We start from the raw sequence: 21,651 nt of genomic DNA, 5'->3' as shown, positions 1-21,651 counted from the left end.
CTTTTATGCTGAGTTCACCGCCAAAAGGCCTGACAGAAAGAAAAAATATGAACTCGCTGATGACTATTCCGCTGCTGAAAAATATCCGCACCTTTTTTACCACCACAACATTTCCAACACCGTTGCATTCGCGATCTGTGTTGATGGTGGATCAGGAGATCAGACAGCTTCAGCAGAATTTTTCTCATGAAATCAAGGCGTATCTGAACGAACACCCGCAAACAAAACACGTTGATATATATCTTAACGATACCCATGGCACATTCCGCGGAAAAAGAGTCGCCGTCGAAAACTTATTTTCGCTAAGCTCGGGTTGTTATTTTCCGCAATCTGTTTACGCCATGGATCGCGAAGGGAAAATAATCACCTCTTCACCCGACAGACTTATTAACGAAGAGCCTGATAATGTATGCTTACCCGTTTCCGGCACGCTACGCCCGAGCGCGCACGATCCGCGCCATAACGCGCAATTATTATTAACCATGCTCGACAGCAATAATATGCCCTGGCCGCTGGAGCCAAGAGTCATATTGCAAAATGTGCTGCGTCAGTTTCACCAGCATGGTCTTTACCCGGTGGTGGCAGCGGAAATGGAGTTCTACCTTGTTGACCCCGCTGCACAGCAAAACCGCCCGCAGGGCTGTTTTCATCTGGCCGTGCCGTCGGCCTACTCTGCGTTTATTGAAGAGCTGGAAAGTATGGCGGCAGCGCAACGTCTTCCCTTATCCGGCATCGTTAGCGAAGCCGAGGCCGGACAGTTTGAGCTGAACATGTGCCATTCGCACAACGTGGTGGATAGTTGCGAGCAGGTGCTGGCGCTGCGCAAACTTACCGGCACCGTGGCCGGGAAATTCGGCTATCAGGCCAATTTTATGGCGAAACCCTTCTCAGAACTGGCCGGTAATGGCCTGCATTTTCACGTCAGCCTTAATGACGCGAATGGCGACAATGTGTTTGCCAGCCCGGCAGAGGCACCCAATGAGATGGTGCGGCTCTCCCTTGCCGGCATGCTGGAACTGATGCCCGCGTCGCTGGCGATCATGGCGCCGGGCGTTAATGGGTTCAGGCGGTTGCGTAAGAATCTGGACGAACCGCTTTTTCACTCCTGGGGTTACAACAAACGCAACGCCGCACTGCGCATTCCCTGCTCTGATGCGCGCAACCGGCGGATCGAATATCGCCTGGCGGGCGCGGACGCCAACCCTTATCTGGTGATGGCGACGTTACTGACGGGTATGTTATACGTCCTGGAGCGTATTGATGATGAGGCGCTGGCCAACTTCACCCACGCCTCGCCCGATCTGCCATTGTTCCAGCAACCTGCGCTGGAGGCGTTTCGCCAGTGCGCTTACCTGGCAGACCATTTAGGCAGCGCATTTTGCGATCAGTGGTATCACGGCAAGCTGGCGGAACTGAATGCGTTTGAGCGCATTGTGACAGCAGAAGAATTGTCCTGATCTGCCTGGCTGCGGTTGCATCAAGGTCTTAACCTAGCCATTTCGTCATTACAAACGTAATGACAGGGGTAAATCCATGAGCAATTTGAATGTTCGTATCGATGACGATTTAAAAGCGCGTTCCTTTGCCGCTCTGGAAAAACCTGGCGTAACACCTTCCGAGCTCCTGCGACAGACGCTCGAGTATGTTGCCGAGAACGGCAAGCTACCGTTTCAGCGCACACTGCTTAATGATGAGGATCGCCAATTGATCGAAATCGTGCGTGAGCGTTTACGTGATCCGAAACCGGTTCGTGTGACGCTGGACGATTTGTGATGAAACGCTGATACATCAATGCGGCCAGGGAAAGGCCGCTTTTAGCAAACAAGGAGGTTGTATGGTTTATCAACTGGATTTCGATGAACGCGCGTTAAAAGAGTGGCGAAAGTTAGGCAGCCCTGTTCGCGAGCAGTTTAAAAAGAAAATTGCTCAGGTGGTTAAAGCACCGAGGATTGAAGCAAACAGACTCAGCCATTGACCTGATAGCTACCAAATCAAACTGCGCGCTTCAGGTTATCGCCTCGTCTACCAGTTGACCGATGGACGGATTGTGGTGTTCGTTGTCTCTGTCGGAAAACGCGAACGCCACACCGTGTATGGCATCGCAGAAAAGCGCCTGAAATAACCCGCGCTGCGCGGGCTGCTCGCTTACCCGGGCTGCGGAAGCGTGCCATCCCCCTCCCCCAGCGGGCGCTGCATCAGTACCGTATCGAGCCAGCGCCCGTGCTTCATACCGACGCTTTTCAGCGTGCCGATAATCACGAAACCGGCGCGGCTGTGCAGCCGTAATGAACCTTCATTTTCGCTGTTGCCAACATTGGCGATGAGTTGGCGGTAACCGTTTTGCTCCGCCCAGACTACCGCGCGGGCGAGTAGCGCTTTGCCTGCGCCTTGCTGGCGAAAGTTGTCATCAACATAGATGGAATCTTCCAGCGTGTACTGATACGCCCGTCGCTCGCGATAACGCGATAAATAGCAGTAGCCCCGAACCTGCCCTTCATGCACGGCGACATACCACGGCAAGCCATTGTGGCGGGTTTTCGCCAGCCGCGTACGCATTTCATCCATGTCCGGCGCTTCGGTTTCGAACGTGGCGTTACCGTGCATCACATGATAAGCATAAATCTGCACAATCGCGCTAAGATGGTGTTCTTGCGCGTCAATAATTTCCATAAACTGTTCCCCGTTTGATGATATCTACAGGCTACCGGTAACGCCGCCCGCACGGCACCAGGCTGCGCTTATCACCGTTATAAGGAAAACTTTGCCATGCCCCACTTCAGCTTTGACCAGTTAGCGACGTTTAAGCTGGTGCTTGCCCGTGGCAGTTTTACCGCCGCCGCAGAGGTGCTAGGCATTTCGCAACCCGCCGTCAGCCTGCAAATCCGCCAGCTTGAACAGGCCCTGCACGTTCGCCTGATTGAACGTTCCGGGCGTGGTCTGCGTGCCACCGCCGCCGGAGAAACCTTTCTGGCGCATTGTGCAGAGATCGAAAATGCCGTCAGCGCCGCGGTGCAGTCGGTGGCACAGCATCAGCACGCGGTCAGCGGCAGCGTGACGATAGGCACCGGCGCGACGACCTGTATTCATCTGTTGCCGCCGCTGCTGCAAAAGTTGCACCGCGAGTTCCCGTTACTGTCAGTCGGGGTGCGCACCGGCAACACCAGTGATATCGTGCGCGCGGTAGAAGAAAACCGTATCGATATCGGCCTTGTGACGCTGCCCGCCAACGGACGTAATCTGGCGATTTCACCGCTATTTACCGAAGAATTTGTGGCGATCGCAGCCCACGACGCTGACGGCGTTTTATTGCCAACACCGGCAACGCTTGCCCCCCTGCCGCTGATTATTTTCGAATCCGGCAGCAGCACGCGCCTGCTCATAGAACAGTGGTTTAGCGCAGGTGGTGTCACCCTCGCGCCAGTGATGGAGCTGGGCAGTATTGAAGCGATAAAACGCATGGTGCGCGCCGGGTTGGGTTACAGCATCGTGCCCGGCGTGGCGGTTCAGGCTGAAGAGGACCGCCAGGGCCTGCGCGTACAACCGGTGCAGCCGCCGCTCCAGCGCCAGTTAGCGCTGGTGATGCGTCAGGATAAAGTGGTGAGCCGTGGGATGCGGGAAGTATTGAAAAGCCTGCAACAGGCGGGCATCACGCCCGCCGGATAAAACACCTATCAGAAGTCGTAACTCATTGAGACTTTTACGGTACGCGGATCGCCCTGGTAAATATAGGTGCCGTTGTCTTCTACGCTGGCCCAGTATTTCTCGTTGGTGACGTTATCCACGCCCACGCGCCAGACCATCTCGTTTTTCTCCGCATTCAGCTGCATACGGTAGCGCAGGCCAAGATCGAGTGTGGTGTAACTGTCGAGTTTGCGGCTATTGGCGGTGTTTACATATTGCGAGCCGGTATAGTTCACTCGTGCCGTGGCGGTCAGGCCATCGACCGGTTTGATGTCATACTCGGCCCCCATCACGCCGTAGAACTTTGCCACACCAATCGGCCGGTTACCCTGATTGATACCATCTTTGGTTTTCGTCAACCCGGCATCCAGCCAGGTCGCGCTGCCATTCAGACGCAGACCGAACACCGGCTCACCGAACAGATTCAACTCCACGCCGCGGTTACGCTGCTCACCATCCAGCCCGTAAACATTGGTCGCGCTGTTAAGAATGCCGGTCGGCTTTTTGATTTCAAACAGCGCCAGCGTACCGCCGATGCGACCAAAGTCCGTTTTCACGCCGATTTCGTTCTGTTTAGAATGCGCAATCCCCACGCTTTGATAGCGATTTTCCGCTGTCTTCGGCGCTACGCCGCCTGGCTGCAACGCTTCGGTATGGTTGGCGTAGAAAGAGACGACATCCCACGGCTTATAGACCACGCCGTACGTCGGCATCCAGCGATCCTGGGTATAACGCGCAGTGGTGGTTTCCGCACCGGTGGCATTGCTGTAGTTGCGCACCCACAATTTCTGGTGACGCGCGCCCACGGTAAACAGCAGCCGGTCCTCAAATACGCCGAGCGTGTCGCTCAGGGTATAACCCTGCGAGCGGTAGCGCGCGGTTGTCAGCGGGTCACTGTAGTTGCCGCTATGGGTCAAATTGTCCGGCAGCGGAATAGCCGAAGGATCATAAATATTCACCACCGGCAGATTTTTTTGATCGGACTGGGTCCAGGCCACGCGATCGCGCTTGATATTCGCCGAATAACCGACGTTCACTTTATGGGAAACAAAACCGGTATCGAAGTTACCGCGCAACCCGGCCATGCCGCTCCAGGAGTCGGAAATCCGCACCGTATCCATGCGGCTGAAGGTCGCGTCACCGTTTTTATTGAACAGTTTAGGCGCGCCGTAGGTGCCGTCTTCATGAGCATGTTGGCCGCCGAACGCGCCGTAAGCTGTCCAGTCATCGGTCAGATCGTATTCGGCGCGCGCCAGGCCAAATTCGTTCTCAATATCGCTGTGCGCCCAGCGCTGGCTGTAGTTTTTGCGGGTATCCGGCAGCGTCGGAATAAAGTCGACGGCGCTGATATTAACGCCCATTTCGCCGCCGTGAACCGTTTTGTTCTGGTAACCGAGATCCAGCGACGTGCGCAAGCGCTCGCCACGGTAATCGAGACCAATCGATGCCGCCGTCGTGCGGCGATGATCATCTTTCACCGCGGCATCCCCTTCACGATGCAGCAAGTTCATGCGCACGCCGAACTGGTTGTTATCACCGTAGCGACGCCCCACATCCAGCGAACCGCCGACTTGCGAGCGGGTGGTGTAATCGACGCCCACGCGGGTGAGCGGTGTGTCGTCGGCATGTTTCGGTTCGAGGTTAATCATCCCGCCGACTCCCGAACCCGCAGAACCGTTCATCAGCGCATTCGAACCTTTAAAAATCTCCACGCGCTCCAGCATCTGGGTATCGACAATCTGGCGCGGCACAATGCCCGCCAGACCGCCCATCAACATGTCGTCACCATCAAGCTGGAAGCCGCGAATACGGTACGTTTCGGCGAAGTTGCCGTAACCCTGCCCGACCTGCACGCCCGCATCGTTACTGACCACCTCAGCGATGGTTTTCGCCTGTTGATCCAGCACCAGCTTCGAGGTGTAACCGATAACGTTAAACGGCACATCCATCGCTTTTTGCTCGCCCAGCACGCCAAGGCGGCCGCCATGCGCCACTTGTCCGTCCAGAAATGCGGGCACCAGTTCACTGCCGCCGGGCCTGAAATCACTGCCGGTGGCGGACTGCACGACCATGGTCTCTTCGTGAGTCGGTTTAACGCTGGCGTCAGCCGTCGCCGCCTGTGCGCTATGTGCGGCCGCGCCAATGGCCAGTGCAAGCACGGTCTTGCGCAAAGGTATTGAATGTTTTTTGCGGTTATTCATCATCGTTAGCTATTGAAATAAAAAAAGAAATGGCCCGTTTCCAGGCCAGTATCATTACTTGTTCAGATCGATCCTGACGACACTATCCGGGCCACTGGTGGAGTGATCTTTGTTGAATGCCTGTTTGACGGTGACAAACAGCGTCTGACCATCGGCGGAAAGCAGCAGGCTGTTTGGATGCGGCGGCAGATCCCAGCGCTGTTTTACCGCATAGCTGGTTGCATCAAGGCTCAGCACTTTGCCGGACTCGCGCCGGGTAATGTAGATTTCATGACGTCTGGCATTGAATTTCACCGCCAGCGCATCGCCCTCAAGCTGTTTCACAATTTTGCCGCTGTGGATATCCAGCACCAGCGTGGTTTTGGCTTTTGAATTGTCGGTGACGAACAAGCGGCCGGTAGCCTCATCTTCAGCGATATTCAACAGCAGCGCCGGTTTGTCGCCCAGTGGTTTCCAGCGTTGCTTAATGCGATTATTGCGCGGATTGACCACCAGGATTTCGCCACCGCCATTCGCCACGTACAAACGTTGCGTCTGCGCAGAGAAGTGCAGACCGGTCACCCATTTGCCCGCGTTTTTGATACGCGCTTTTACCTTCAGGGTCTTCGCGTCAACCACCCACACCAGCGCCGGATCGGCAACGGCACCGATATATAAATTGCCGTTATGCAGCACAATTTCACGCGCGCCGTACGGCTGGCCTTTCTCGTTGCGTTCCGGGAACAGGGTACGGGTAAGCAATTTGCCGGTGCTGGTGTCGATGGCGCTCACGCCGCCGTCCAGCGAATTGGTGACATACACGGTTTTGCCATCCGGGGAGATAGCCATGCCAAAGTTTTTCAGATCGGTGTGGGTCGCGCCGAGGGTTTGTAGTGTTTTCGGATCCAGCTTGTATACCACTCCGCCCTGCACATCTTTAAAGCCTTCCGCGCTGGAAACATACAGTGCATCGCCTTGCGGGCTGATCGCCATTTCATACAGACCGCTCGCCAGTTCGCGTTTCACCACGCTCTCTGGTAACTGCGCCGCCGCAGGTTTTGCTGCCGGTGCCACAGGCTGTGCGCTGGTGGTGGTATGTGCGCTGCAACCGGCAAGCGCCATCGCCGCCAGCAGAGCCAGCACGGACGTTTTCATCTTCATGGGGGATCCTTTACCGTTAATGTCATCAGGGCAGACGAGCGCCCACGCCACGCATCCTGTGCGCGATCGTTTGATGAGGGCAGATGCGGCCCGGCGCAGCTCGTCACGGCTTTTCAGTGTTCCCTGTCAGCCTTCACGCTCACTGTTATTGCGGGGGAAGATCCTTGCTGCGCCCACAAACACCAAAGAGAATGAGAACTATACGCATTCTTGACTTTCAGGCAAGCACTATCGTTTCACTTCCCTGTCGAGTAAAAGAGGCGTGTTAAAAAGTGAAAAACGGCGGGTATGAATACGGCGTGAAAGCAGGAACTGACCGGCAGTACCGGAATTGCGGCATCATCATTCTGCCTGCCGGCAGCGTTTACGCTGCGCCTTCGCAGGCGTTAAGCAAAGGACAAGCGGCAGATGCACTACATAAGGCATCGACGGCGAAAACAGCTATTGATATTAGCGGGTGTACCTTAGTAGCCGCGCAATTTTGAACGTTGCCAGGCGCTGTCAACCAGTTCAGCGGCAGCCTGCACCTGATCGCAAAATGGCGCGCCAAAGGTTTCCATCAGCGCGGCGTGCCGGGTAAGAAACCCCATTCCCTCTTCGTTACCGGCAATGCTCTCCAGAAACCAGTCGGGCACCTCTTTTTTCAGGCACTGTTCGCACAGCGAGGCGCTAAATTGCGCACGCTGATCGGCATCGTTTATCCAGGAGGGTTGCTGATTATCCATCTCAGCGGCAACCGTCGCCTCGAGCGCACGCTGCGAACGGCTGTAATACTCGCGAATTTTCGCCGAACTCCACGCTTTGCCGAAAAATAGCAGCAATATTGGCACTACACACCAGAAGAGGGTCATCACTTACTCGTTATCTGTTTTAGCCGCAGAGATAGTAATGACAAAACCTGACAAAAGCATTAACAGGGATCACTGTTTGACCGGCATCATTAGCAAAAAAGAGACAGTACAAAGCGCTTCCATCGGGCTTATCCACGTCGCCAGAAGGAATGTAATTTTGTTGATGATGTGAGCTGGCGCGAATTTTTTAAACTCAATGCATTAAGCCGGTGAAGTCGCACAAAATTTGGGGTTGACCGCAAAGATGATAAAGATTATCTTTCGCATTACCGAATAGTTGAGCAAATCACTCAGGTATTTGGTACGACATTGCTCACATTGCTTCCAGTATTATTTGCCCGCCTGACAAGTGCGGGCTTTTTTTTACCGCCTCTCCGCCCGCCGCCGCAGATATGACTGTGGTTTTGCTTAGGGAGCAATAATCTCCCGTTATTCATCGGCTTACTTAATTGAAATCAAACCGTCACAAATCCGCCTTAACCTAAGATTATTCTTATATCGGGATGCTGTTTGAATCATGGATATACCGCTCGCTTCACGACAGCTTAATGCTGGTATCTTGCGCCTTGCCGTCCCGCACGTGACCCCGGATGCCAATAACGTGCAGGTCATGTCGCTGTTCAATGAACACAAATCGTTAATTGGCCTGCCGGTGCTGGAAAATAACCGTCCTATTGGCATGATTAACCGGCATATTTTTCTGTCGCAGATGAGCCGTCCGTTTTTCCATGAGCTGTATGACCAGAAAAGCTGCATCGCGTTTATGGATAAAAACCCGCTGATCGTCGATGCCGATTGCGGTCTCGAATATTTGTCCGAGCGGGTGATCGAAACTGGCGACAAAGCCGTCACCGAAGGGTTTATCCTCACCCAGCAGGGGCAATATATCGGTATTGGCCTGGGCATAGATCTTATCCGCACGGTCTCGGACTTACAGGCCAAGCAGCATCTGCAAATTATGCAAAGCCTTGAATATGCCCGCATTATTCAGGAATCGATGCTGAGCCGCTCGCGTAACACCATTGAAAAAACGCTTGATGACTGGTGCCTGCACTGGCACCCGCGTGACTGTGTTGGCGGCGATATCTACGCTTTTCAGCGCGTGGAAAATGGCTGGTTGATGGTGCTGGCGGATTGCACCGGGCATGGCGTTCCCGGCGCGTTTATGACTTTTATTTTCTCCTCGGCGCTGGAAAAAGCGCTCAGCCTCGCCCCAGCGAACGCGCCGGAACAACTGCTCAGCCTGATTAATCAACATATCAAACAGACGCTCAGCCAGGTGCATCCTTCTGCCGATCGCAGCCAGTCCAACGATGGCTGTGACGCCCTTGTTCTGTTTGTCGACACGCAACATGAGCAGGTCAGTTGGGCGAGCGCGCGGATGCACGCTTTCGTACTCAGCGCGGAAAAAGACAGCGCAACAACGCTTGAAAGCTGCCGCAAAGGTGTGGGTTACACCGACACGCCAGTGGATTACCAGTGGCAGCGCTACCAGGCTCCATTACGTCGTGGCGACACGTTCTTGATTGTTTCTGATGGCGCGACCGACCAGCCAGGCGGCCCGCGCAATGTAATGTTTGGCAAAAAACGTATTCAGTCACTGTTAGCGCAAAACCGCACGCTGCCAATGCCTGCACTTTCCGACGCCCTGCTCGCGGCGCTGAAAGCCTGGCAGGGGCAGCAAGCCTCGCGCGATGACATGACGTGGTTTGGTTTTCGCTGGTGAACAACATGCAAATAAACGACCTGCAGGTCAAAGAAGCCGTTCTGTTGCCCCTTTTTACGCTGCAACGGCAAAACGCCGTTGAGCTTTTTTATACGGGCTATTTTTCCCAGCAGCATATTGTTTCGCTGGGTGAAGTCATTCGCACATGGCTGGATAAACACGAATCCTCAGCGGTAACGCGCAGAAAGCTGTTCTCGGCTTTTATCGAGATGGGGCAAAACATTGTGCGTTACTCCTCAGATGACCGCTATTTATCGACTGAACAGCAAGAGCTGCGCTTCGGTTCGGTCTGCTTTCATATGGATCAAACTCACTATTATCTCGAAACCGCAAACCTGGTGGGGCCGGAAGCATCTACGTTATTGCAGACAAATCTCGATGTGTTGCGCGGTATGTCGCAGGCGGAGATCCGCGATGCCTGGAAACAGGGGCTGCGCAGTGAAGCCCCGGCGACCAGTAAAGGCGCGAACATCGGTTTGTTGACCATGGCGCGGGATACCAGCCTGCCGCTGGAATATCGCATTCACCCTCTGGCGGCGGGTTCGCTGTCCGCCTTTCACTTAAAGGCAACGTTCTGCCATGACTGATATGACACTGACGCCGGCTATTGAATTGCCCGCCACCGCCGCGACGCCGGAGGTGAAATTTGATTTTGCCGCCCAACGCCTGATGCTGAAAGGCGAAGCCTACCCGGAGAATGCCGCCGCGTTTTTCCGCCCATTGATGGATGCGCTGGAAGGCTGGTTGCAGAGTGGCCAGCAGACGGACGCCCCACTCCAGCTACATGTGGCGCTGAGCTACTTCAACAGCTCCAGCACAAAGCTGTTATTTACGCTGTTCGAAAGCCTGAATGATTACGCCCGAGACGGCGCGGTGTGTGAGCTGCACTGGTACTATGACGCGGAAGACGATATCTCCGAGGAGTTTGGCCAGGAGCTACGCATCGATTTCCCGTCGCTGACCGTTTTTCTTATCCCGGACATTAACGCATGCTAGATATCAATGAGCTATTCAAGGAGGACTATTCCGTCCTCGAAGATGCTCGTCTGGCCGCTGCCGACGACAGGCTGACGGCGGATGCCTGCCGTGAAAAATTGTGGGCGGTGGCGAAAAACTACCAGCGCCTGATCCGTGAATCGTATCGCCTGATTTCGCGCAGTGATCGCGCTGAGCGCGAACTGAATCGCATGAATGAGCAGTTGCAACAGCTGGCGGCGCGCCTTGAATATGAGGCGACGCACGACCCGCTGACCGCCGTGTTTAACCGCAGCGCGATCATTAATCACATTAACCAGGGTCTGACCACCGGCCATGTGGCGCTGATCCTGCTCGATATCGATCATTTCAAACGCATTAATGATGAGTACGGTCACCCGATGGGCGACCGCGTGATTTGCGCACTGGTGGCGCGTATTCGCCGCGCCGTGCCGCAAAGCGCGGCGATCGGTCGCGTTGGTGGCGAGGAATTCACCATTGTTCTGCCCAAAGCGCGTGTTGAAGAGGCGATGATCACGGCCAGTTATATTCACTCGTCGCTGAACGCCTCGCCACTGGAAGTGCTCCCCCAGCAACTGGTAACCGCCAGTTTTGGTGTCAGCCTGGGGCATAAAGACAGCGATTTCGAGACGCTGTATAGCACGGCCGACACCGCGCTGTATCACGCGAAAAAACGCGGGCGTAACCAGGTGGCGCTGCATGAGGATTTTTTTCGCCCTCAGGTGAAAATGGGGCTTTCATCGGAAAATGTTCAGCATTAAGGGGACGGACGTTTGACTACGTTCGGCAGAGTGCAACGATCCGCAGTAACACATTGTGCTTTGCGGCAGGCTTTCTGCCTGTCTTGCTCTGTTGTAACCGACGCTTACCGGGCCAACGTTCGCGAAAACAGCAGCCCAGGCGCGGGCATCGCAGAAAAATGAAGATAACTGAGTCAATTTGCCAGGGGCTTGTCAGATTGTTTTATTGTTCTTAAGCGGCTTGTTTTTCCAGCGTTTATGCAACCATTCGAACTCCTGATAAGTAAGAGAAGTACGCAGTTTTTCCCGTAACGCCTTAATCAGCGGCTCAGCGGTTTCGTAGGTGTCTATTACCGTCGTGTATGAGGCCTGCTTAAGCATGTTTTCCTCATAAATACCTGCTCTTATGCTTACCGCCATACGCTCATAGAAATTAAGAATGTATTGTATTTTTCGTCCTTCGTAGTTCTCATCCTTTGAAAGATTTTCTGCAACAGGGAACACATATGAACGGAAGGATTTCCCGGAGTCGCGAACGCGCCGAAGTGTATGCAGACCATCAATGTATTCACTGTCTTTTCTGCTTTCAAAAAGAAAGGTCGCCGTTTGGGTTTTCCGGGCCATCTTCACGTTAAATCGGATGGTAAGGACAGCGGTACAAATACCGCCAAAAACAAGCAGATTGCTGATGACTTGCCACGCTGTCGGACTGATTTCCATAGACAATTCCCTGTCATTAGATAAAAAAAGCGGAGCCTGAGCTCCGCCTGTAAAAAAGTTGTCTGTCAGAAACCGTCGAACTCATCACATTTTTTCATATAAATCTCCCTGAACGCGTTACCCTAACAATGAGTGAAATTTCACTTAGGTGGTGATTTTATAACCGCAGTAGCCGCTTCGCAATGGCAAGTCCAATACAATCCTGTCAGATATTTCAAAGTGCGGCACCGCTCGAAAACAACGATAAGCGGTCTGTTTTTTCGGTTCTCAATTGCCGCCTTCAGCGACTGGATTGCAAAAACTTTCTCACCCTGTCCGAATCCGGGTTGGTGAAAAATTTCTCGGGCGGTGCTTTCTCGATCAGCAGCCCTTTTTCCAGAAACACCACTTCATCCGATACCTGGCGGGCGAAATCCATCTCGTGCGTCACCACTACCATGGTGTAACCCTCTGCAGCGAGATCTTTCATCACGCCCAGCACTTCGTTAACCAGTTCCGGATCCAGCGCTGAAGTGGGTTCATCAAATAAAATCACCTCCGGCGACATCGCCAGCGAACGGGCAATCGCCACGCGCTGCTTCTGCCCGCCGGACAGCGTTATCGGGTAGACATCGGCTTTATGGTTCATGCCGACCTTTTCCAGTTGCCGGTGGGCAATCTCATTCGCCTGTTCACGCTTCATCCCCTTCACATGCACCAGCGCTTCGCTGACGTTGTGCAACACGGATAAATGCGGCCACAGGTTAAAGCTCTGGAACACCATGCCAACCCGTTCACGGATGTGTGAGAGATCTTTATGCGACATCGCTTTGCCGGTTTTTTCATCCACACCGATGCGCTGCCCGCTGATGCGTACTTCACCGCGATCCGGCTGTTCCAGCCAGTTCATACAGCGCAGCAGCGTCGATTTCCCTGAACCGGACGACCCCAGAATGCTGACCACCGTGCCCTTCTTTACGGTCAGATTGATATCGCGCAGCACTTCCACGTTATCAAACTGTTTGGACAGGTTTTTGATGCTTACCGCGTTTGCTTCAGGCATGGGTCATTCCTCTTTTCGCTCCGTAATGGCTCAACCGCTTAATCAGCAACTCCAGCAGAATGCTGATGCCCCAGTACAGCGCAATGGCGACAATAAAGGCGTTAAACGGAATAAAGTACGTGGACTGCACACTGTTCGCGGCGGCGGTGATCTCCTGCACGGTAATAATGCACAGAAACGCCGTGTCCTTCAGGCAAATAATCAACTGATTGCCCATTAAGGGCAGCGCGGAAGAGACAATATTCGGCAAAATAATGCGCAGGAAGATCTTATAACGAGAAAAACCTTGCGATACGGCAGCTTCAATATAGCCTGAGGAGAATATTCTGCGCTGGCTGCGTAATATTTCGAAGAAATAGGCACCATGATAAATTACCAGGGCTAATAACCCTGCGGTCCAGGCGTCCATGCTGATACCTAACTGCGGTAAACCGTAATAAAGCAGATACGCCAGAATCAAAAACGGTATTGCCCGCATCAGGCTGACAAAAGCAATAATCAGGCGATGAACAACACGGTTCTGATATTCCATCAGGTAGCAAAACAGCACACCGATCAATAACCCAACCACGGCGGCAATAATAAATAACTCTAACGTCGCCAGCAGGCCGTTGTAAAAACTCTCACGCGCGGCCCAAATAATTCCCCATTGATTCATAAATCCTCCGCCTTTTATCGCGCCAGGCGCTTCGCTTTGCGTTCTGCTACGCCCTGCAACTTCAGCAACAGACCGATAATAATCACGTATAACAGCGCCGCAGCGAGGATCGGCGACAGCGGTTCATAGGTCACAGAGGAGATCCGGTTGGTCACGCGCGTTAAATCCACCACGCCAATCACCGCAATCGCCGGGCTGCCTTTGATCAAAAACGACATCTCGTTGACCAGCGCAGGCAGGCTTTCGATCCACATTTGCGGCAACATGATGTGGCGGAAATAGGTCCAGCGCCGCATCCCCACAGACTCCGCCGCTTCCCGCTGTTCACGGGGGAAGTTTCGGAAAGCGTTGCGCCAGATTTCCGCGTTAAACGCCGAGGTGTTCAGCGTCAGCGCGACAATCGCCGCCAGCGTTTTATCCAGGTTAATGCCGAGCGTCGGCAGGGATAAAAACAGAAACAGCACCAGCGTTACCAGCGGCGTGGCACGCGCCAGGCTGATGTAAACCACCAGAAACTGGTCAATAAACGGGATCTTCATCATGCGGATAAAGGCGATAACCAGGCCAATAACCACCCCGAACGCAATCGCCACGCCTGAGATCCAGAGGGTCGTCCATGCGCCTTCAATCAATAACTGCCATGAGATTAAGTCCATGTTCCCTCCTGTGAAAACGGGCGGCGGTTGCCCGCCGCAGGTTACTTACAAACCGGCTAACTTGTGGAACTGCTCGGCGCTGGTGATCGGCTCTTTCGGCAGTTCATAGGTTTCGCCAAACCACTTTTTCTGCAGCTCAGTGAGCTTGCCGGTTTCAGTCATATGGTTCATAAAACCGGTCATAAATTTCAGCAGCTCAGGTGAGTTTTTCGGGATCGGCCACGCCATGTAGCCCGGACCGGAAACGGCCAGGCCTTTAGCAAAGACCTTCGGTTTGGCTTTCACCAGATCGTTGACGGAAATCACCACGTTAATGACGTAATCAACGCGTTTGTTCGCCAGATCGGCGTAGGCTTCCGGATAGGACTGGTACTCCACCACCGGTCCGAGTTTTCCGCCCACTTTCTCCAGCATCGCTTTCAGCTCCGGCAAACGCGCCAGCAGCGCACTGCCCGCCTGGACGCCCACTTTTTTACCGCTGAGATCGGCAATGGTATTTAAGGTTTTATCGTCGGCGCGTTTGACAAAATAGTGCTGCGCAGAAGCCCACGGCGGGGTGAAATTAAAGACATTGAGGCGTTCATCGGTAATTACCGCACCGGTGAGTGCCATATCGTATTGGCCGGTGGAAACCGCAGCGAGTAATCCCGTCCACGGTAAGATACTTTGGTTAATATTGAATTTTGCGTACTTGCGTAATTCCTCAAGCATATCCTTGTTAAAACCATCCGTCTGGCCATTATTCATAAAGTTGAATGGCGCGTAATCGTCCTCGGTCGCCACTTTCATGGTGCCAGATTTTTCTATTTCGGGTAAATCCGCTGCGACTGCGTGTAAGGAAAACGCCAAAGAGATCATGGCTGCAAGACAATATTTGCCGAATACGTTTTTCATCTCTCCACCCTTATTTAATGTGCCAGACCGGTATATCCCAGGTGTGCCGGAAGCGTTGCAAGATATATGCCTAAATACGACATCGTGTGTTTTTCGTGACTGCGTTTTTACAATAGGGAGGCTTGCGCTTTTGTGAATAGAGCCAGTTCTGGCGAATGAGTGTGTCAGTTAACAGGAAGCTGGTATGGAATTTGCTCCATCGCATTACGCGATATATCCGAAGGAGTGCAGCATGATTCGTCACCTGTTGAATGTGAATTTTGACGGCCAGCGTGGATTGCAGGAGCAAGTCCGCGAATGTTTGATCAACGCCATTCTGAGCGGGATTTTCCCGGCGGATACCGCACTGCCCTCTTGCCGCCAGCTTGCCAGCCAGCTTAACGTTTCACGTAATACCACCGCGCTGGTGTTTGAAGGCCTGGTCAACGAGGGTTACCTGGTGAGCCGCCCGCGCAGCGGTTACTACCTGCACCCGGATTACTACCGCTGCGGACAAAACCCGACGCCACCTGCACCTGAATGCGAGAGCGCTGCACCACACTGGGGCAACCGCCTGAAAATCACCCCCAGCCAGCAGGAATCGATCCTTAAACCAGCAGGCTGGATGCACTACCGCTACCCGTTTATCTACGGGCAGCCCTACACGCAGCAGTTCCCGCTTGCCAGCTGGCGCGCGGCGGCAAACTGGCTGCACGGTGGTGTGCGCGACCCGGCATGGGTGATTGATCATATTGACCAGGATGTGCCGATGCTGATTGAGCAGATCCGCACCCGCGTGTTGCCCAAACGCGGCATCGTTGCCGCACCGGATGAGATCCTGATTACGCTCGGCTCGCAAAACGCGCTCTATTTGCTGACGCGTTTGCTGATGTCGCCCGCGACGCGCGTGGCGGTGGAGAACCCGGGTTTTCGCGAAGCCATTAACACCTTCTTATTAAGCGAGCCGCAAATCGTGCCGCACGACGTGGACAGCGAAGGGCTGGTGCTCAATGAAACCCCTTGCGACTACTACTATGTGACGCCGGGCCACCAGGTGCCGACTGGCGTGACGATGAGCAAAGCGCGGCGCGTGCAATTGCTCGATTACGCTGCCCGCCACGATGCAGTGGTGATTGAGGACGATTACGACTCGGAAAGTAACTTTATGCAAAACCCGCTGCCCGCGCTGAAAGCCAGCGATCGCAGCGGGCGCGTGATTTATGTCAGCAGCTTGTCCAAAGCACTGTCGCCGGGGTTACGGCTGGGGTATATGGTTGCCGCGCCGGAAATCATTGATGAAGCGCGGGCGCTGCGCCGCCTGGTGTACCGCCATCCGCCAACCAATATTCAATACCAGATGGCGCATTTTCTGGCGCAGGGGCATTACGAAACCCATTTGCGCCGCTACCACGAAGACTCCGCCCGCCGCTGGGATTGTCTGCACAACGCGCTACACACGTTTCTGCCGGAGTGCCAGTTGATGCAGGGTAGCGAACATGCCAACGCCTTCTGGCTGCGCACACCAGAACAGATCAACACCCAGCAACTGACCTGGCGCGCCGCCCACGCGGGCGTATTGATTGAGCCCGGCGCGCGGCATTTTCTTGATGCCGCGCCGCCGGATAACTTCTTTCGCATGGGGTTTCACGCTATCAATCCGGATGCAATTGCCCCTGGCGTGGAAGTGTTGCGCGGCCAACTGGCGCAGCTGTGTTGATATTTTGAGCGGTTGTCGCCGCCTCGCAGGAAGGAATGAGTAATCGCTTCCATAATGAAGCAAACCCATTTATCGCGAGAACGCTATGCCACTGCCGGATTTTCATGTTTCCGAACCGTTTACGCTCGGCATTGAACTGGAGTTACAGGTCGTTAACCCGCCGGGTTACGATTTGAGCCAGGACTCTTCACGGCTGATTGAATCGGTAAAACACCAGATAAGTACCGGTGAGGTCAAACATGACATCACCGAAAGCATGCTGGAGATTGCCACCGGCGTGTGCCGGGATATCAACCAGGCGGCACATCAGTTTTCCGCCATGCAGCATGTGATTTTACAGGCTGCATCCGAGCACCATGTGCAGATATGCGGCGGCGGCACTCATCCTTTTCAGAAGTGGCAACGCCAGGAGATCTGCAATGATGAGCGTTATAGCCGCACGCTGGAGACGTTTGGTTATCTGATGCAACAAGCGACGGTGTTTGGCCAGCATGTGCATGTTGGCTGCACCAACGGTGACGACGCGATCTATTTGTTGCATGGTCTTTCCCGTTTTGTGCCGCACTTTATTGCGCTCAGCGCCGCCTCGCCCTACATCCAGGGCACCGACACCCGCTATGCGTCGTCGCGCCTGAACATTTTCTCTTCCTTTCCGGATAATGGCCCGATGCCGTGGGTGGCGAACTGGCAGGAGTTTGAAGGGCTGTTTCGCCGCCTGAGCTACACCTCAATGATTGAAAGCATCAAAGATTTGCACTGGGACATTCGCCCCAGCCCGCATTTTGGCACCGTTGAAGTGCGGGTCATGGACACGCCGCTGACGCTGTCGCACGCCATTAATGTGGCCGGGTTTATCCAGGCGCTGTCGCACTGGCTGCTGGCCGAGCGACCGTTTAAACATCAGCCGCAGGATTATTTACTGTATAAATTCAACCGCTTTCAGGCCTGCCGTTACGGGCTGGAAGGTCTGATTACCGATGTGCACCCCGGTGAGCGGTACACCATTGCTGACGATCTCACTCGCCTGCTGGAGAAGCTCGCGCCGTCGGCAGATAAACTGAATGCGGGTAGCGCCCTGGATGAACTGGCAAACGTGGTGAAACGCGGAAAAAGCGAAGCACAGATGATGCGTGAATTTATTGCCGATGGCGGCTCGCTAATTGGATTAATGCAAAAACACGCTGAGATTTGGGCGGCAGGCTAACGCATTAATTTTTTAGTTATTATTCTTAACCACAACATAAATAACCTGCGCATCAGCAGGTTATTTTTTCTTATTACGCAAAATAATAACCACTAAGTGGTAGATGAATTCAACAGAATTGATAAATATCAACAAGCCCTGCGTTAGAAATAAAGACCCCGCCCCCTACTCCGATAACGAATTAAAGCAAACGAGAACATGAGGCATTTGTATGAGATGGATTTACCGTTTATCAATGAAATTTAAATTATTACTGGCTTTACTGCCTTTATTGTTTGCCCTCATATGGTTAGCAACCAGCGGCATCCTGGCACGCGTGGAAACAGGCCAGCAGATGCGCACCATCATTACCTTAACGGATCTGGCGAAAAATGCCGGTGGCGTTATTCATGAATTACAAAAAGAGCGCGGCATGAGCGCAGGATATATCGGCAGCAAAGGACAGCAATTTAATGCCGAGTTAACTGCACAATATATTCTCTCTGATAAAGCCCTGAGCCAGTTAGCCGAGGCGTTAAAAGCATTCCCGCTCCAGCGGGCGAATAATGATATTCGTCATGCGCTCGATCAATTCCGCCAGCATCAACAAGGCATAACGGATTTTCGCCAACAAATTCATGCCCTCAGCGTTAGCGGTACAGACTCGCTGACCTGGTACAGCACCATTATTAGCGATTTACTCAATGTGGTGGGTGGAATTAGTCAGCTGACGGATAACGGCGAAATTGTGAATCAACTGGCGGCATATTACAGCGTGCTGAATGCCAAAGAGCAAACCGGCGTGGAACGTGCGCTGATGTCCAACGTGTTTTCCGCCGACCGGTTTACCGACGGCCAGTTCCGTCAGCTGAACGAAGTGGTTGGCAAGCAACTTTCCTGGCTGGCGGCAACGCGAGCGTTCAGCACTGCCGCCGTCAATGAACGGCTGACGGCGCAACTGCAAACCCCGGAGGTGACGCGCGCGCTTGAGATGCGCCAGCAGGCAATTGACCATGTGGCGACCGGTGGTTTTGGCGTCGCCCCAACCGACTGGTTTAACGCCCAGACGGCACGCATCAATACGCTGAAATCCGTGGAAGATGCCGCGGCAAATACCCTGTTGCAAACGGCAAAAGATCTGGCGGATAACGCCTGGCGTGATGTGATTGTTTTTGCGGTGATAAGCATTGCAGCCCTGCTGATCGCGCTGTTCTTCGCCCTGCTGGTCGCCAGCAGTATTCATCGCCAGTTGCACCATTCACTGGCCACCATTGAAGGAATGGACGGCGATCTCACCCAGCGTCTGGACGTGCCGGGAAGCGACGAGCTGTCGTTGCTGAACCGCGCTTACAACCAGGCCATCGAGAATATTCAGCATATTGTCAGCGAGATAAAACACGGTGCGGGCGTGTTGCGCGGCGCCAGTTCCGAGATTGCCAGTGGGAACCAGGATCTGGCCTCACGAACGGATGAACAAGCTGCCTCGCTGGTAGAAACCGCGGCCAGCATGGAGCAGATCGCCACGGCGGTGAACCAGACGGCGGATAACGCGAATGAGGCTAAACGGCTGACGCAAGAGATGGAGCAACAGGTGCAGGAAGCAAGCCGGGTGGCGGGTGAAGCCAGCCAGAGCATGACTGCCATTCGCGGCTCCAGCGAGCAGATCTCGAATATCGTTAGTTCAATCGACGAAATCTCGTTTCAGACCAACCTGCTGGCGCTGAATGCGGCAGTGGAAGCTGCACGCGCCGGTGAGCTGGGCAAAGGTTTCGCCGTGGTAGCGAGCGAAGTGCGTAACCTTTCGCAACGGTGTGCCAACGACGCGCACCAGATCCGCGAGCTGGTGAGCAAAAACATGGAGCAGATCCAGCAAGGCGTCACGCTGGTGCAGGCTTCTGACCGCGCGCTGCAATCGGCAAAAGCCCATACCGGGCAGATGCTGGCGTTTGTCAGCGATATTGCGCGTGCGGCGAGCGAGCAGTCACTGGGCGTGTCGCAGGTGCATCAAGCCCTGAACCAACTGGAGCAGGTAACCCAGCAAAATGCCGGGCTGGTCGCCAGTGCGGCGACCGCCAGCCAGATGCTGGATCAACAATCGGAAACCATGGCGACGCTGGTTGACCGCTTCGTGGTAGCGTAAAGACCTGTCGGGGGACGTTGCACAGCGCGCAGCTTTCCCCGACAATGCGGCTTTTCACCTTCGATTAACGCTTATGAAACACTCGCTCGAACCGCTGCTTACGCTGGCAGGTATTCTGCTGATGGCTTTTCTCTCTGTGCTGCTGCTTCCTGCCCCTGCGCTTGGGTTGCAACTGGCGCAAAGCCTGGTGCAGCGCTTCCACCTGCTGGATTTGACGCAGCTTTATATCATTCTTTACTGCCTGTGGTTTTTGTTGCTCGGCACGGTGGAGTTTTTTGTTGTGCGCTTTATCTGGAAGCGCTGGCTCGCTGCCTGAAAACGCGCTGTTCCCCCTCCCTGCGCGTGTAAGGTGGGGAATCTCCCCGCCTTTTACCCTCGATAACTATTCAAAAGTCATTCTAATTTTTTGAACACTACGCGCAAATAGTTCAGCTTTTTCTTTCCCCGTCACCGGCCTATCATTCGTTTCATCAGGGCAAAACAGCCCATTACAAACGGAACTGGCCCGCAGGTTGGCCGTAAAATTAATCAAAACTTTCGTTGCAGGCCAGGTTAACCATGAACCCATTACAGAAACTTTTTAGCGCTTTGTTTCCACAGTCCGCAGGTAACAACGTAGCGGATGTACAGCCAACTTCAGGAGTGACTATGTCAGACAATTTTCTCGCTTTAGCAAAACAACGCCGCACTATCTATGCCCTGGGTAAAGATCTGCCGGTGGCAGAAGATGTGGTCATTGAAACCATCAAAGAAGCGATTCGTCAGGCACCTTCGGCGTTTAACTCACAGAGTTCCCGCGCGCTGATCCTGTTAGGTAAAGAACATGTGCAGTTCTGGGAGCTGACTCGCGAGCAGCTGAGAAAAATCGTGCCGGAAGAGAGCTTTAAAGCCACTTCCGACAAGCTGGACGGCTTTGCCGCAGCGGAGGGTTCCGTGCTGTTCTTTGAAGATCAGGATGTGGTGAAAGGCTTGCAGGAGCAGTTTGCGGCTTACGCCGATAACTTCCCGGTATGGTCTGAACACAGCACCGGTATCGCACAGTACGCCGTGTGGCTGGCGCTGACCGAGAAAGGCATCGGCGCGAACCTGCAACACTATAACCCACTGGTTGACGCCGATGTGCAGCGCACCTGGGGTATTCCGGCGAACTGGAAACTGCGCGGCCATATGAACTTCGGTTCGATCGTGGCCCCGGCTGGCGATAAAGCCTTTATGGATGACGCCAAACGCTTTGTGGTTGCCCGTTAATCCACGGAATTCACGCTGCGTGCAGTAAGCTGACAGCCATAAAAAAGCCGCCTTAATAAAGGCGGCTTTTTATTTACAG

The 21,651-nt window shown here is 54.0% G+C and carries 21 protein-coding genes and 1 pseudogene; 13 read left to right on the top strand and 9 right to left on the bottom strand.

Translation table 11 applies throughout. The features are described from left to right. The first annotated feature begins 47 nt into the window (after positions 1–47). The 3 genes and pseudogenes from AAIG26_RS07865 (at position 48) to AAIG26_RS07855 (ending at position 2,122) form a co-directional block, all read left to right on the top strand. Entirely contained in the window at positions 48–1,457 is a 1,410-nt protein-coding gene (locus AAIG26_RS07865; protein ID WP_343180415.1) for a glutamine synthetase family protein, read from the top strand. 76 nt (positions 1,458–1,533) lie between these two features. Beyond that, positions 1,534–1,773: a type II toxin-antitoxin system RelB/DinJ family antitoxin gene (locus AAIG26_RS07860; RefSeq protein ID WP_343180414.1), complete on the top strand. Its 240-nt coding sequence runs from the start codon at positions 1,534–1,536 to the stop codon at positions 1,771–1,773. Between the two features lie 61 nt (positions 1,774–1,834). After that, a pseudogene (locus tag AAIG26_RS07855) lies at positions 1,835–2,122 on the top strand (type II toxin-antitoxin system RelE/ParE family toxin). Between the two features lie 23 nt (positions 2,123–2,145). Here the strand turns inward: AAIG26_RS07855 and AAIG26_RS07850 are convergent. Continuing rightward, a complete protein-coding gene (locus AAIG26_RS07850; RefSeq protein WP_343180413.1) occupies positions 2,146–2,670 on the bottom strand; it encodes an N-acetyltransferase family protein in 525 nt (174 codons plus the stop codon). Positions 2,671–2,766: 96 nt separating this feature from the next. On the opposite strand from AAIG26_RS07850, the gene AAIG26_RS07845 reads away from it, so the two are divergent. Beyond that, complete coding sequence (locus tag AAIG26_RS07845; RefSeq protein WP_020454624.1) at positions 2,767–3,663, top strand: LysR family transcriptional regulator; 897 nt, start codon at positions 2,767–2,769, stop codon at positions 3,661–3,663. Positions 3,664–3,671: 8 nt separating this feature from the next. Here the strand turns inward: AAIG26_RS07845 and AAIG26_RS07840 are convergent, their stop codons facing one another. From AAIG26_RS07840 to AAIG26_RS07830, 3 genes are all read right to left on the bottom strand, one after another. Further along, entirely contained in the window at positions 3,672–5,885 is a 2,214-nt protein-coding gene (locus AAIG26_RS07840) for a TonB-dependent siderophore receptor (RefSeq protein WP_343180412.1), read from the bottom strand. Positions 5,886–5,936: 51 nt separating this feature from the next. After that, positions 5,937–7,022, bottom strand: coding sequence for a YncE family protein (locus AAIG26_RS07835; protein WP_343180411.1), 1,086 nt, complete (start codon positions 7,020–7,022; stop codon positions 5,937–5,939). Positions 7,023–7,486: 464 nt separating this feature from the next. Continuing rightward, a complete protein-coding gene (locus AAIG26_RS07830; RefSeq protein ID WP_045513878.1) occupies positions 7,487–7,873 on the bottom strand; it encodes a hypothetical protein in 387 nt (128 codons plus the stop codon). Positions 7,874–8,390: 517 nt separating this feature from the next. Between AAIG26_RS07830 and AAIG26_RS07825 the strand changes: the two genes are divergently transcribed. Genes AAIG26_RS07825 through AAIG26_RS07810 form a run of 4 tightly spaced genes read left to right on the top strand, consistent with a single transcriptional unit; the run spans position 8,391 to position 11,356 of the window. Next, positions 8,391–9,599 carry a SpoIIE family protein phosphatase gene (locus AAIG26_RS07825; protein WP_020454628.1) on the top strand — a complete coding sequence of 403 codons (1,209 nt, stop codon included), beginning with the start codon at positions 8,391–8,393 and terminating at the stop codon, positions 9,597–9,599. A gap of 5 nt (positions 9,600–9,604) precedes the next feature. Next, positions 9,605–10,186 (top strand): SiaB family protein kinase, encoded by a 582-nt coding sequence (locus AAIG26_RS07820; protein WP_238328383.1) that lies wholly within the window; start codon positions 9,605–9,607, stop codon positions 10,184–10,186. Then, positions 10,179–10,595 (top strand): DUF1987 domain-containing protein, encoded by a 417-nt coding sequence (locus AAIG26_RS07815; RefSeq protein ID WP_020454630.1) that lies wholly within the window; start codon positions 10,179–10,181, stop codon positions 10,593–10,595. Before AAIG26_RS07820 ends, AAIG26_RS07815 begins: the two co-directional genes overlap by 8 nt. Next, complete coding sequence (locus tag AAIG26_RS07810; RefSeq protein WP_045513869.1) at positions 10,589–11,356, top strand: GGDEF domain-containing protein; 768 nt, start codon at positions 10,589–10,591, stop codon at positions 11,354–11,356. Before AAIG26_RS07815 ends, AAIG26_RS07810 begins: the two co-directional genes overlap by 7 nt. A gap of 192 nt (positions 11,357–11,548) precedes the next feature. Here AAIG26_RS07810 and AAIG26_RS07805 read toward each other — a convergent pair whose 3' ends face one another. The 5 genes from AAIG26_RS07805 to AAIG26_RS07785 form a co-directional block, all read right to left on the bottom strand. Beyond that, positions 11,549–12,055 (bottom strand): DUF4760 domain-containing protein, encoded by a 507-nt coding sequence (locus AAIG26_RS07805; protein ID WP_343180410.1) that lies wholly within the window; start codon positions 12,053–12,055, stop codon positions 11,549–11,551. Between the two features lie 280 nt (positions 12,056–12,335). Next, a complete protein-coding gene (locus tag AAIG26_RS07800) occupies positions 12,336–13,097 on the bottom strand; it encodes an amino acid ABC transporter ATP-binding protein (protein ID WP_020454633.1) in 762 nt (253 codons plus the stop codon). Continuing rightward, entirely contained in the window at positions 13,090–13,755 is a 666-nt protein-coding gene (locus AAIG26_RS07795; RefSeq protein WP_020454634.1) for an amino acid ABC transporter permease, read from the bottom strand. The genes AAIG26_RS07800 and AAIG26_RS07795 overlap by 8 nt, the downstream gene beginning before the upstream one ends. Before the next feature lie 14 nt (positions 13,756–13,769). Beyond that, positions 13,770–14,411 carry an amino acid ABC transporter permease gene (locus AAIG26_RS07790; RefSeq protein ID WP_045513856.1) on the bottom strand — a complete coding sequence of 214 codons (642 nt, stop codon included), beginning with the start codon at positions 14,409–14,411 and terminating at the stop codon, positions 13,770–13,772. Between the two features lie 45 nt (positions 14,412–14,456). Next, positions 14,457–15,305 carry a transporter substrate-binding domain-containing protein gene (locus tag AAIG26_RS07785; RefSeq protein WP_045513853.1) on the bottom strand — a complete coding sequence of 283 codons (849 nt, stop codon included), beginning with the start codon at positions 15,303–15,305 and terminating at the stop codon, positions 14,457–14,459. Between the two features lie 232 nt (positions 15,306–15,537). On the opposite strand from AAIG26_RS07785, the gene AAIG26_RS07780 reads away from it, so the two are divergent. The 5 genes from AAIG26_RS07780 to AAIG26_RS07760 all read left to right on the top strand — a co-directional run bounded on the left by AAIG26_RS07780 (position 15,538) and on the right by AAIG26_RS07760 (position 21,572). Beyond that, a complete protein-coding gene (locus AAIG26_RS07780) occupies positions 15,538–17,001 on the top strand; it encodes a PLP-dependent aminotransferase family protein (RefSeq protein WP_020454637.1) in 1,464 nt (487 codons plus the stop codon). 85 nt (positions 17,002–17,086) lie between these two features. Further along, positions 17,087–18,205 carry a YbdK family carboxylate-amine ligase gene (locus AAIG26_RS07775; protein WP_343180409.1) on the top strand — a complete coding sequence of 373 codons (1,119 nt, stop codon included), beginning with the start codon at positions 17,087–17,089 and terminating at the stop codon, positions 18,203–18,205. Between the two features lie 211 nt (positions 18,206–18,416). After that, positions 18,417–20,324, top strand: a complete 1,908-nt coding sequence (locus AAIG26_RS07770; protein WP_045513846.1) for a methyl-accepting chemotaxis protein — start codon at positions 18,417–18,419, stop codon at positions 20,322–20,324. 73 nt (positions 20,325–20,397) lie between these two features. Beyond that, a complete protein-coding gene (locus tag AAIG26_RS07765) occupies positions 20,398–20,640 on the top strand; it encodes a DUF1158 family protein (protein ID WP_017458712.1) in 243 nt (80 codons plus the stop codon). A gap of 332 nt (positions 20,641–20,972) precedes the next feature. Then, positions 20,973–21,572: a nitroreductase family protein gene (locus tag AAIG26_RS07760; RefSeq protein ID WP_343180408.1), complete on the top strand. Its 600-nt coding sequence runs from the start codon at positions 20,973–20,975 to the stop codon at positions 21,570–21,572. The last annotated feature ends 79 nt before the right edge of the window (positions 21,573–21,651 follow it).

The sequence above is a fragment of the Kosakonia sp. PSU_27 genome (assembly GCF_039409795.1).
Lineage (GTDB): Bacteria > Pseudomonadota > Gammaproteobacteria > Enterobacterales > Enterobacteriaceae > Kosakonia.
The sequence above is the reverse complement of the archived record's forward strand: the minus strand, read 5'-3'. Positions and strand labels throughout refer to the sequence as shown.

Excerpts from the sequence above, each read along its gene's own strand:
- AAIG26_RS07865 (WP_343180415.1), top strand. The coding sequence starts at position 48 with ATGAACTCGCTGATGACTATTCCGCTGCTGAAAAATATCCGCACCTTT.
- AAIG26_RS07860 (WP_343180414.1), top strand. The coding sequence starts at position 1,534 with ATGAGCAATTTGAATGTTCGTATCGATGACGATTTAAAAGCGCGTTCC.
- AAIG26_RS07850 (WP_343180413.1), bottom strand. The coding sequence starts at position 2,670 with ATGGAAATTATTGACGCGCAAGAACACCATCTTAGCGCGATTGTGCAG.
- AAIG26_RS07845 (WP_020454624.1), top strand. The coding sequence starts at position 2,767 with ATGCCCCACTTCAGCTTTGACCAGTTAGCGACGTTTAAGCTGGTGCTT.
- AAIG26_RS07840 (WP_343180412.1), bottom strand. The coding sequence starts at position 5,885 with ATGATGAATAACCGCAAAAAACATTCAATACCTTTGCGCAAGACCGTG.
- AAIG26_RS07835 (WP_343180411.1), bottom strand. The coding sequence starts at position 7,022 with ATGAAGATGAAAACGTCCGTGCTGGCTCTGCTGGCGGCGATGGCGCTT.
- AAIG26_RS07830 (WP_045513878.1), bottom strand. The coding sequence starts at position 7,873 with ATGACCCTCTTCTGGTGTGTAGTGCCAATATTGCTGCTATTTTTCGGC.
- AAIG26_RS07825 (WP_020454628.1), top strand. The coding sequence starts at position 8,391 with ATGGATATACCGCTCGCTTCACGACAGCTTAATGCTGGTATCTTGCGC.
- AAIG26_RS07820 (WP_238328383.1), top strand. The coding sequence starts at position 9,605 with ATGCAAATAAACGACCTGCAGGTCAAAGAAGCCGTTCTGTTGCCCCTT.
- AAIG26_RS07815 (WP_020454630.1), top strand. The coding sequence starts at position 10,179 with ATGACTGATATGACACTGACGCCGGCTATTGAATTGCCCGCCACCGCC.
- AAIG26_RS07810 (WP_045513869.1), top strand. The coding sequence starts at position 10,589 with ATGCTAGATATCAATGAGCTATTCAAGGAGGACTATTCCGTCCTCGAA.
- AAIG26_RS07805 (WP_343180410.1), bottom strand. The coding sequence starts at position 12,055 with ATGGAAATCAGTCCGACAGCGTGGCAAGTCATCAGCAATCTGCTTGTT.
- AAIG26_RS07800 (WP_020454633.1), bottom strand. The coding sequence starts at position 13,097 with ATGCCTGAAGCAAACGCGGTAAGCATCAAAAACCTGTCCAAACAGTTT.
- AAIG26_RS07795 (WP_020454634.1), bottom strand. The coding sequence starts at position 13,755 with ATGAATCAATGGGGAATTATTTGGGCCGCGCGTGAGAGTTTTTACAAC.
- AAIG26_RS07790 (WP_045513856.1), bottom strand. The coding sequence starts at position 14,411 with ATGGACTTAATCTCATGGCAGTTATTGATTGAAGGCGCATGGACGACC.
- AAIG26_RS07785 (WP_045513853.1), bottom strand. The coding sequence starts at position 15,305 with ATGAAAAACGTATTCGGCAAATATTGTCTTGCAGCCATGATCTCTTTG.
- AAIG26_RS07780 (WP_020454637.1), top strand. The coding sequence starts at position 15,538 with ATGATTCGTCACCTGTTGAATGTGAATTTTGACGGCCAGCGTGGATTG.
- AAIG26_RS07775 (WP_343180409.1), top strand. The coding sequence starts at position 17,087 with ATGCCACTGCCGGATTTTCATGTTTCCGAACCGTTTACGCTCGGCATT.
- AAIG26_RS07770 (WP_045513846.1), top strand. The coding sequence starts at position 18,417 with ATGAGATGGATTTACCGTTTATCAATGAAATTTAAATTATTACTGGCT.
- AAIG26_RS07765 (WP_017458712.1), top strand. The coding sequence starts at position 20,398 with ATGAAACACTCGCTCGAACCGCTGCTTACGCTGGCAGGTATTCTGCTG.
- AAIG26_RS07760 (WP_343180408.1), top strand. The coding sequence starts at position 20,973 with ATGTCAGACAATTTTCTCGCTTTAGCAAAACAACGCCGCACTATCTAT.